Raw genomic sequence first — 11,840 nt, forward strand, 5'->3', positions numbered from 1 at the left:
GCTTTTGAAACATTATTTTTAAAGTTTAACCTCCATATTGATCAAGCTCCGTTAATTTTTGATTAAGTAATCTTGCGAGTTCGTCTTCACTGAGGCTGTCGTAGGGATTATGATTGTCAGGAATTGGATTTATTTTAATCTCAAAATCGAGATGATTGGCTAGAATTTCTTCCCTTAAATAGGTACTTAAGCTGAGAAGATTAGGATAATCGAAAATGATCGAGGATGGCAATTTACACCCTAAATCTCTTTCTAAGCGATTTTTAAATTCTATGACCATTAGAGAGTTTAAACCTAAGTCTAAGAATGATGTTTGTTGAGGAATAACCTTATTCTCATTTAACCCTGTCACTTCTCTTAATATTTTCTCCAGTCCTTCTACTAAAGCGGTTATTCGTTCGTCTATAGAGACAGATTTTAATTGTTCTAATAGTTTTGCTGGACTTGTTTGTTTTTGATTGTTTAGGGTTAATACCTCGCTAAAGAAGGGTTGACTAATGTTGAAAGTTTGATTAAAAATCGACCAATCAATATCGAGAACTATCCCTTGAGTAATATCACCTAAAATTACCTGACTGAGATATTGAAACCCTTGCTCAGAGGACATCATCTGCAAACCCCAATTAGCGAAACGTTGTTGATCAATTTGGTTGCCCGTCTCCCAAGCTCCCCAATTAATACTAATACCAGGTAATCCTAAACTTTGCCGTTGCTGCATTAGAGCATCCAGGAAAGCATTAGCCGCCGCATAATTACTTTGACCCGGCGAACCAAGGATAACAGCCGCAGAAGAAAAGCTTACGAAAAAGTCCAAAGATAGAGAGCGAGTATAACGATCTAATAATAAAGTTCCTGCTACTTTTGGACTGATTACCTTTTGATATTTTTGCCAACTTTGATTACTGATCAGCCCATCTTCTAAGACCGCTGCTGCGTGAATTATTCCTCGTAAGACGGGCAAGTCTGCGCCAAAACGAGAGAATAAATTTTTCATATCTGTGGGGGAAGTAATATCAGCTTCAATCAAGGTTACTTTTGTTCCTTTTTTCACTAATGAAGCTATCAATTCTGTTGAAGATTTAACATGGCGACTACACAAAACTAGGTGACTTGCTCCCATTTCTGATAACCATTGAGCCACTAATCCGCCCAGTTTTCCTCCCCCTCCCGTGATTAAATAAGCCCCTGACTGATTAATAAACTGTCGTTTTTCTGAGATAGGAAGAGATGCAGAAACTAACCTAGCTGCGTAGCGGTTTCCTTGACGTAAAGCTAAACGGAATTCATGGGGGAAACACTTTAATTCATTGAATAAAAGTTCAGCTTCATTAGCTTCTTTATGGATTGGTAAATCTAAACAAACACAACCCATTTTAGGATACTCTTGATTAATGACTGCTCCTAATCCCCATAAATGAGACTGTTGAGGAGATAAAGCCGTATCATTGCTAATCTTATTAGCCCCGCGAGTAATCAGCCATAAATGGGGTAATTTCTCCCAGTTATTAGTGAGGGTTTGCACCAAATTTAAGACGGCATGAGAACTCTGATATACCGTATCTAGAACATCTTCAGCTTCTGAAGATTCCCAACAAAAAACAACACCAGTCGGAAATTCTCCAGATGGATAAGCTTCTTGATAGAGACGCTGAAAATCAGATTTTTGAGCGGCATTGATGGCAAAAGAATCTTGAGAATGACATTGATAATTCTGCCCCATTTCTACAGTAATTACTTTTTCTCCTGCCTTTTTGTATAAATTAATTAGGGAATTTAAGTCTGTTTCTGGACGAACCAAGACTAACCAAGAATTTTGAGGATCAACGGCAACAGTTGGCATTGAAGAAAGTTTTTTCCATTCCACTTTATAAAAGCAATTGTTTGACTTTTCTTGCCATAAACTCTGTAAAATATCTGGATTTATGCGCCGTGCTGTTAAGTCAGTAAAACGAGCGCAAAGCTGTTCTTGTTCATTATAAATATTAACATTTACTCTCATTTCACCATTAGTATCTGAGATGACCTGAACTTCCGTCCAAACTTGCGAAGTTGGATTTAGGAATATTTCCAGGGAAGAGAATCCATAAGGTAGATGCAATTCTTGACCATGAATTTCGGGGAAAGCTGCCCCAATACTCTGTAAGCAAGCATCCAAAAGAACCGGATGAAAATAATAACGCCGATCCGCTAAACTAGGGTTAATACTAATTTTAGCTTGAGAGCCTTTTTTGAAAGAATATAACTCTTGAATCGCTTTAAACTGCTCCCCATACCTGATACCCATCTGCTGATAAAGCTCATAGAATTCACGAATAGAAATCGATTCTTTAGAGTTTTCCCTTTCTAATTTAGTTTGGGTTAATTCTGAGGCAGCCAAGCTTTGTATATCCTTAGGTTTGACTTCACCTGTAACATGAAGAACCCATTGTTCTTGTGCAGAATCACTGCTAAATATCTCAAAAGTATAAATCAGTTGAGATGATTTTTTAGGTCTAAAAATTATTTGGATTATTGAGGGATTTGGAGACAAGAGGAGTCCCTGATGGATAGAGACATTTTCAAGGGTGACAAAATGCCCATCAAATATTTTCTGACTTGCGGCTAAAATAGCTTCAATAAAACCGGTAGCCGGAAATACAATGTTTTCAAATACCTTATGTTCTTCTAAATAACTAGGGTTAAGAGAACTCACCTCACCTTCAAAGATCATGTCTCCCGTTGCTAACTTTTTAAAATCTCTAATAAAAGGATGTAACTGAGTCTTGATTTGCCCTAGAGAAAATTCCGAATTAGATAACCAATACCGTTCTCTTTGAAAAGGATAAGTCGGTAAAATAATCCGCTTACCTTGTTTAAATACTTTAGCCCAGTCTAGGGAATAACCATTAACAAAAAGTGTCGCTAAACTTCTATACATTTGTGCCTGTTCATCCTGCCCGGGTACAATACTAGGCAACCATAATAGGTCTTGGTTAGAGGAAATAAGGCGAGCCATACTCAGTAATACAGGCTTGGAACCGACTTCTAGAAAACAACGATAACCCTGATCAATTAAAGACTTAAATCCTTGACTAAACTGTACAGTATTACGCAGATGAGCTACCCAATAATCAGGAGTTGTAATTTCTGAACCTACAGCTTTCCCTGTCAGATTACTAATAATGGTTAAGTTAGGTTCATGAAAAGAAATTGTTTTTAAGACCTGGGAAAAGTCATCAAGAATAGGCTGCATTAAGGGAGAATGAAAAGCATGAGATACCGCTAAACGTTTAGTTTTATACCCTTGATCAATAAAGTCTTTTTCCAGTTGCTCAACAATCTCTTTAAATCCAGAAATGACGGTAATTGAGCCATTGGCTGAAGCAATATTAACTTGATTTTCATAAGAAGTTAGAGCGTTTGCTACCGTCTCATAATCAGCATAAATAGCGGACATACTGCCATTGTGGGGCAATTTTCCCATTAATTTACCCCGTTGAGTCACTAATTTTAAGGCATCTTCTAAAGAAAAGACTCCTGCCCAACAAGCCGCCACATATTCCCCGATACTATGTCCTAAAAGGGCTGAAGGTTGTATTCCCCAAGATTGCCATAATTTGGCGAGTGCATATTCAAGGGAAAAAATCACCGGCTGAGTGATTTGGGTTTCCTCTAATAACTGGCTATTTTGCTCTTGAAAGATTAAATCTAGGAGAGATTTTTCTAAAAGGGGTTCTAGAATTTGATCACAAAGATCTAATGTTTCCTTAAAAACAACTTCTCGGTTATAAAGGGTTTCTCCCATGCCAGAATATTGAGAGCCTTGTCCAGAAAAGAGGAAAGCTATCTTTGGCGGAGTCTCTGATAAAATCGGTCGAATTAATGAGTCAGAATCTTCACCATCTTGGTAATCAATTAATGCTCGTTGTGCCGTCGTTATTGAGTCTGCTAAAATACAGATTCGTTGCGGAAAAATCCCCCGCCCTGTACTGGCGGTAAAACAAACATCAGCTAAATTGATAGACTCAGTCAAAATATCTTGATAATTTCTCGCTAACTCTTGCAGGGATTTTTCAGAACGAGCCGAAAGAGGTAATAGATAAAAATTATTCTCCGAAGCTTGAGGCAAATCAGAGCCAATTTCCCCAACAATGATATGAGCATTCGTTCCACTAAATCCAAAGGAACTTACTCCAGCAATCCTTGGACGTTCGCTGATATTCCAAGGTTTTCCTTGTACAGGAACTTCAAAAATATGAGAACTCCAATCAAAGCGGGGATTAGGATTTTTAAAGTGAAGATGAGGAGGTATTTTATGGTGTTGTAAAGCTAGAACTGTTTTAATTAATCCAGCAATTCCGGCAGCACCTTCTAAATGGCCTAAATTCGTTTTTACTGAACCAATAATTAAAGGCCGATTAGGGGAGCGTTGACCAAAAACGGCGGACATACTTTCTAATTCAATCGGATCACCAAGGGCTGTTCCAGTGCCGTGAGCTTCAATATAATCGATTTGTTCAGGCTTGAGATTAGCACGTTTAAGGGCTTGATGTAATAATTTTTCTTGAGCTTGACCATTAGGAACAGTTAGCCCACTGCTTGGACCATCGTGATTGACGGCTGTACCATAAATTTTTGCCAAAATTTGGTCTCCATTCTTAACCGCTTGGCTCAATCTTTTCAGAACAACTATTCCACAGCCTTCTCCTCGCACCATGCCATTTGCGCTCTCATCAAAGGTTTTGCAATGTCCATCAGGGGCAAGCATATGGGCGCGACTTTCGATTAAAGAAATAATGGGAGTTAAAATAACATTAACCCCTCCGGCTAAAGCCAGATCGCACTCACCATTAAGTAAGGCATTATAAGCTAAATGAATCGCTACTAATGAGGAGGAACAAGCGGTGTCAATAGTCATTGATGGACCCTGTAAACCAAGGACATAAGAAAGACGACCCGCCGCCATACTAACAGAAGTTCCTGAACCAGTATAAGCATTAATGGCTTGAGGAGAATAACTTAATTGGGCATAATCTTGAGTCATGCAACCGATAAAAACTCCCGTCTGACTGTTGCGTAATTTTTGGGGATTTTGTCCAGCAGATTCTAAAGCTTGCCAGGTGGTTTCCAATAGTAAACGCTGCTGAGGATCCATGGCAACAGATTCTCTAGGAATAATGCCAAAAAATTCTCCATCAAATTCCTCAATTTGTTCTAGAAATGCACCGTAAGGAGCGTATATTTTGCCCGGTACATCGGGATTAGGATCATACCATGTTTCCTGATCCCAGCGATCTTGAGGAATTTCTGTTATGGCATCTTTTCCCTGTTCTAAAAGTTCCCAGAAAGATTGTAAATTCTTAGCACTGCCGGGAAATCGACAAGCCATGCCGACAATAACAATAGGATCATCATCGAGTTGTGATTTTTCTACAGAGGATTTTTCTGGCTGTTTTTGAGAAATTTCTGCTTTTATTTGAGGGGTAAATACTGGTTGAAAATTATCTAGAACTTCTTGCTGTAAATAATTAGCTAAGGCTTCAACATTCGGAAAACGAAAAGTAATTGTCGAAGGGAGAGAACAATTAAAGTCAGTTTGTAACAGATTTCGTAACTCTGTAGAAGTGAGAGAGTCCATCCCCAAATCAAAAAAGCCCTGTTGAGGGGAAAAAGTTTCATCATTTGAGCGTCCTAAAACAGTAGAAACACGCATGATGATATGATTAGTTAGCCAATTAGGACGCTCTTTTAAGGTTAAATTTTGCCATTGTTTTAAAAACTCAGATGAGGGGGCAGCTTGGGGTTTTCCTTGAGGCAGAAAGTTTTTATAAAAGCTTTGATGAATATAAGGAAATTGTTGCCAGTCAATCTTAATTACACCAGCGCGGATAATCTGATTTAGAAGAATTTTTTCCAGAGCATTAATGGCTAAATCGGGTTTCATAGCCCCATATCCTTTAGCGGCTAATCTCTCTAAAACATTGCGATCTACTGCTGCACCTATTTCACTCCAAGGACCCCAATTTATGACCGTTCCGGGTAAACTATGCGCCTGACGATAATAGATAAAAGCGTCTTCAAAGGCATTAGCTGCCGCAGCATTAGCTTGTCCTGCCGAGCCAATTAAAGATACAGCAGAAGTATAACAGACAAAGAATTCCAATGGGTCATTTAGGGTGAGTTGATGAAGCAACCAAGTTCCTTTAACTTTGGGAGCTAAAACATAATTAAAGCTCTCTGGTGTTAGTCTTAATAAGGTTGTATCGTCTAAGGTTCCAGCAATGTGAAAAATACCCCGTATAGGATATTTAGAACGGCATTCTTCTAGGACGGCGTGCAGTTTTTCAGCATCGGTAATATCAAGTTTTTTAAGGGTAACTTCTGCCCCACTAGAGGAGAAATTGGCTAATATTTCAGGGCTAATTCCTTCTGCCCCTCGACGACTACACAAAACTAGATTCCGCGCCCCTTTTCCAATCATCCATCGGGTTGTTGCTAATCCTAACCCCCCTGTGCCTCCTGTGATTAAATAATAGGCATCAGGACTAAAATTGATCTTTCCATCTTCAAGTTTTCTCTGCACCAAACGAGGATAAAAACGCTGTTCCCCCCGCAAAGCAACCCGGTTTTCTTGGGGATTACTGTAGATTTCTTGCAGCAGTTTGTCGGCTGCGTTTACTTCATCTGGATCTAGGTCAATTGCCTTAAAATTAAGTTCAGGATGTTCTAAGACTAGGCTGAAGGCTATTCCTAATAAGGAGGCTTGAGAGGGAGAGGTTAGGGTTTTAATGGCTTTTGCTGGTACTGCTCCTTGAGTCACTAAAATCAGAGTCGGTGGATTTTCTTGCTGCAATAAGGCTTGTAAGAAAAAGAGAAATCGTTGACAATGAATCTCGACTTGTTGATCAATTTCTCCAGGGATGTTTTCTAAGCCCCAGAAGTACAGTATTTGACGAGTTTCTGAAGTTATCGAGTTTCTCAATGTTGATAGGTAATCTTCAGCAATCTCCGGGTTAATATCTTGGGTAAAGACGCAAGAACAACTTATTCCTCTCTGTTGGAATAGAGGGATTAAACCGTTAGCAATTCCTTGACTATCTGCCCAGATTATTTGATGAGAGTAGGATTTTGCTGGCAGAGAAGGTAATTGCTCACTGCTTCTACCAATAATGACACTTTGTTTTAATAAATTTCGGGTTTTTGCTTGGCTTGGTTCGATAATATTAATGTCTTCAAATTGATTCTCAATCAGTAAATTTTGCCAATCTTTTGTGCTGATTAACGGATAACCATTCCGCCGCAGATCTTGACTACATAACCACCATCCTTCTGTCAAGCCAAAGGTTAAATCTACCCAACGTCTTGCCCCTGTACTTTCTAAGAGGATTAGTAGTCCCTTGGGAGCGATGAGAGAGCGCACATTTTCAAGGGTTTTTTGAAGGTTGGCTGTGGCATGAAGAACATTAGCGGCAATGATTATGTCAAAACTGCCAGGTAGAAAATCCTGAGTAAAGGGATTTTTTTCAATGTCTAAAGTTTGATATTTAATAAAGGGATAGTTTCTAAAATTTTCCTTGGCTCTTGTTAAGAAACTAGAGGAAATATCGGTGAATACATATTCGATATGTTCCGTGGGTAAGTGAGGTAAAATGCCAGTAGTAGCGGCTCCTGTGCCTCCTCCAATTTCGAGAATTCTTAGGGGATAATAGGGGGGGAAATTTGCAATAGCACGGCTGATTGTGGTGGCGACTAACTGATTCATCAATTTAGCTCCGGCGGCTTCCGAATAAATTGACGCAATCGCTTCTAAATCCCCTTGAGGAAAGAGTAATTCTAATGGATCAACTTGACGACTCATGACTGCTGCCAAAGCAGAGCCACAACGCTCCATTAGACTAATTTCTGCTGGATAATCGGCAAATTCTTGGCGGATAATTTTAATTTGTGATTGGGATGAAGGTGCTTCTAATTTTTTGAGGAATAGCCAGCCATCTTTTGTCTGATTAACGATTTTTTCTTCAGCTAAAATGCTTAAACATCGAGATAATAAAGGTCGGTAAAAATCGACAATTTGACCTTGATTTGCTATCTGTGCTTCGGAATAAGTTTGACCTAATTTTGGCTGTCCATTAAGTTTTGTTAAGGCTTCCCAGATATAGACAACGCTTAACTTTTCTAAAGATGCCATTAAGCGCTCATATTGCGCCAATTTTTCCCCTAGTTGTTGTTCTAACTGTGGGGGGTGAATTTGATTTTTAATTACCTGGGGAGCTACTAAAGTGTCTCTGCCATTCCCTAATAATTCCTCGCAAGGCATCCATTCTTCTAGATAGATTTGAGGGGGGATTTCTTGGGGGATAATCTCTTGGGATTGAACGGCTTTTAGTTCTAAGTTGGTGAGGGATGCTAAGGGTTGACCTTGGGGGGAATAGATATCAATATCAGCGATAATAATGTTAGGGTTAGGGGAGGAGTTCTTCAGTCGAACCGCGCTGATTACCTGCTCATCAGGAGGGTGAAAAAATGCCAATTTACCAAGACGAACAGGAACATAAGTTACTGAGGATTCTTCTTTAAATAAAATGGCAGCAATCCCTTGAAAACAAGCGTCTAACATAGCTGGATGAAAATGATATTTTTCCCGCTCTAATCTATCGGTTAATTTGATTTGAGCAAAAGCTGTATTTTCTCCGCGCTTCAGTTGATGAATGAGCCGAAAGTTACTCCCGTAATTTATCCCTGATTTTTGATAAGTTTCATAAAAGGAGTTTATATCGACTTCTTCAGGACAATTTTTTGCGATTTCTTCTAGATCACAATTGGTTAAATTAGTTGATTTCAATTCCTCAATTGTTCCAGTAACTAATACTGCCCAATTTGGCTCAAGTGCATGGTAAATTTTAAAGCTTTTTTGCTCAATGATTAACTGTAATGTGTCTTCCGTATCTTTTAAAATTAATGCTTTCTTAAATTCAACATTTTCTAAAATAACTTTTTGATTCTCCCCAGCAGCTAAGGCCATTTCTATTAAGGCAGATGCTGGCAATATGGCCTGATCAAAAACCTGATGTTCTCCTAAAAATGCAGGTTTATGTTGACTAATGCTCCCTCGATATTGAAGCAGAGCTAAGGGAGAAGGAAAATGCTCGCCTAGTAAGGGATGTCCAGAGTAATAATTAGGGTTTTTATAGCTAGAAGACTCTGATTTATTGCCAGAATTTATCCAGTAGCGTTTGCGGATAAAAGGCGAATTAGGTAAACTAATTTTTTGCCCTGGATGTGAGCGATGAAAGGCTTCCCAGTTAATATTAAATCCTCTCACATAGAGTTGACCTAGCACCCTTTGCTCATGCTGGTCACTGTGACAATCTTTCCCTAAACTAGATAACCATAGAATTGAATTTACCCCTAACTTTTGACGACCTATATTAATGAGATTGGCACCGATTCCCATTTCTAGGAAGATTTGATAGCCCATTTGATGCAGAGTAGAAATTCCCCGGGCGATTTCGTCGGATTTCTGCCTAATCTTTTCCCCTCTATTCACCAAATTTCTGAGAGATTTTTTCACAACTTCACCCTGATAAATTAGGGTAATATCGGGGGAGTTAGAATCGACTTCTGGGGTGCTTTTGAGCAAGGATAAAAGGTCTTCTGAGTTGGGGTTTTGTGGGCTAATTTTAGCGCGTTTCGCCACCAGCTTGACGGTATCTTCAAGGGAAAAAACGCCCGCTTGTTGAGCGGCGAGATATTCCCCTAATCCAGAACCTAGAATCGCAGAAGGAGAAATTCCCCACGATTTCCAGAGTTCACAAAGAGCATATTGATAGGCAAATAATAGCGGTTGTACAGACAAAGAACTCTGAGGCTCTAAGGCTTTTTTAGATGACAATAATTCCTGAAGAGAAACTTCTAAATATTTTTTAAACAGATGCTCGCACTGCCTAAAAGCCTCATGAAATACTGGCTCATTATTGAGCAGATTTTCAATGATTTCTGGACTAATTTCTTCCTCGTCATTGCAGAGAAAAGCAACTTTAGGATGGCTTTGCGCTTCTCCATAAATGATGTCGAAGCTATTATTTTGAATATTTTGAAATTGCTTTTCATCCCCATTGCTATTGAGAAAAGCCTGAATTCCTTGGCGCAGATTCTCTTGATTAGAAACTAAAAGAGCGAGACGATGTTTATGGGGGAAACGACCAGTATTTAAAGATAGAGCAATGTCCTTGACGTTGAGTTCTGTTTTCTGCTCAAGCTCATCGACAAATTGAGTCGTAAAAAGACGTAAACGTTCGGGTTCCTTAGCCGAGAAAGTAACGAGAATGGGGGATATTTTTGGGGTTTGGGGTTGCGGTTGAGGCGGTTCACTTAAAATAACATGAGCGTTGGTTCCCGATGCTCCAAAAGAACTGACTCCAGCCGCTTTGAGCTTGCCATTATTAACATTCCAAGGACAATTTTGCGTAACGATACTAATCGGTAAGGCATCCCAATTAATATGAGGATTGGGTTTTTTAAGATTTAGATGAGCCGGAATTTCACGGTAGTGCAGCGATAATGCGGTTTTAATTAATCCTGAAATTCCCGCCGCCGCCGCCAGATGACCTAAATTAGTTTTGAGAGAACCGACTAATAAAGGGTTAGATTTGCGACGATTGACGCATAATGCCTCGGCTATGGCTTTAATTTCGATGGGATCTCCCAAAGATGTTCCTGTACCGTGAGCTTCAACATAATCGATCGCCTCGGCATCTAAACGAGCGTCAGCTAGAGCTTCTCTGATTAATTCTCTCTGTACGGGCCCATTAGGAACGGTAAAGCCGCCACTGGCCCCATCGTTGTTGACTGCGGTCCCTCGAATCACGGCCCAAATGTGATCACCATCTTCAAGAGCGTCACTGAGTCTTTTTAAGACGATGACTCCGCAACCTTCGCCGATTCCAAACCCATCGGCACTTTCGTCAAAGGTTTTGCATTGGCCATCTGGGGCCAACATCTGATTGCGGCACAAGGCGATGACCACTTCTGGAGTTAAAACTAGGTTCACTCCTCCGACTAAAGCTTGTCTGCATTCTTGGGAACGTAAGGAACGGCAAGCGAGATGAACAGCGACTAAGGAGGAAGAGCAAGCGGTATCTACTGCCAAACTCGGACCATTAAGATTTAAAAGGTAAGAAATACGCCCAGCTGCCGCGTTAGTATGATTGCCCGAAATATGATAGGCTCCGATGGCATTATAGTCCTCATTTGAGGTAAGAATACGGGCATAGTCATTGTTGGTAATCCCGATAAAAACCCCTGTTTTTCCCCTTCTAGCCGTCGTTGTTGCCATTCCTGCATTTTCCAAAGCTTCATAGGCTACCTCTAAAAGCAACCTTTGCTGAGGATCCATAGCGACGGCTTCCTTGGGAGCAATTCCGAAAAAATGGGCATCAAACTGGGAGACATCATCGAGAAACCCCCCCTGAGAAACATAGATTTTACCCACTTTATTCCGATCTGAATCATAAAAATCCTGCTGGTTCCAGCGCTCCTTAGGTATTTCTCTGAGGTGATTTTTACCCGCTTTGAGGAAAGACCAGAAGGATTCAGGTGTCGCAATATTATGACCGAAACGACAACCTAAACCCACGATAGCTAAGGGTTCTCTTTGTTGAGACTCGAAAGCTTTTAATTTTTCTTTAGCTTCACTAAGAGCTTTAAAAACTCTAGTTTGGATTGATTGGTCGTTTTCGGATAAGTTCTTTTTATCTTGAAAGTCCATATTGTTAGAATCGACTTGGAAAAGAATAATTATTGCGACTGACGGGGTGACAAGCAGATGGAAAGTGAAACAGGGTGTAGAGTGTCGGGTTTAG

1 protein-coding gene is annotated in these 11,840 nt (G+C 39.9%); it reads right to left on the reverse strand.

Annotation, left to right across the window (positions count from 1 at the left end):
• Positions 1-25 precede the first annotated feature (25 nt).
• Positions 26-11,746, reverse strand: a complete 11,721-nt coding sequence (locus IM515_RS12505) for a type I polyketide synthase (RefSeq protein WP_287627206.1) — start codon at positions 11,744-11,746, stop codon at positions 26-28.
• Positions 11,747-11,840 lie beyond the last annotated feature (94 nt).

This window comes from Microcystis sp. M44BS1, assembly GCF_020244875.1.
Classification (GTDB): Bacteria; Cyanobacteriota; Cyanobacteriia; order Cyanobacteriales; family Microcystaceae; genus Microcystis; species Microcystis panniformis.

Coding starts and splice junctions, on each gene's coding strand:
- IM515_RS12505 (WP_287627206.1), bottom strand. CDS start 11,746: ATGGACTTTCAAGATAAAAAGAACTTATCCGAAAACGACCAATCAATC.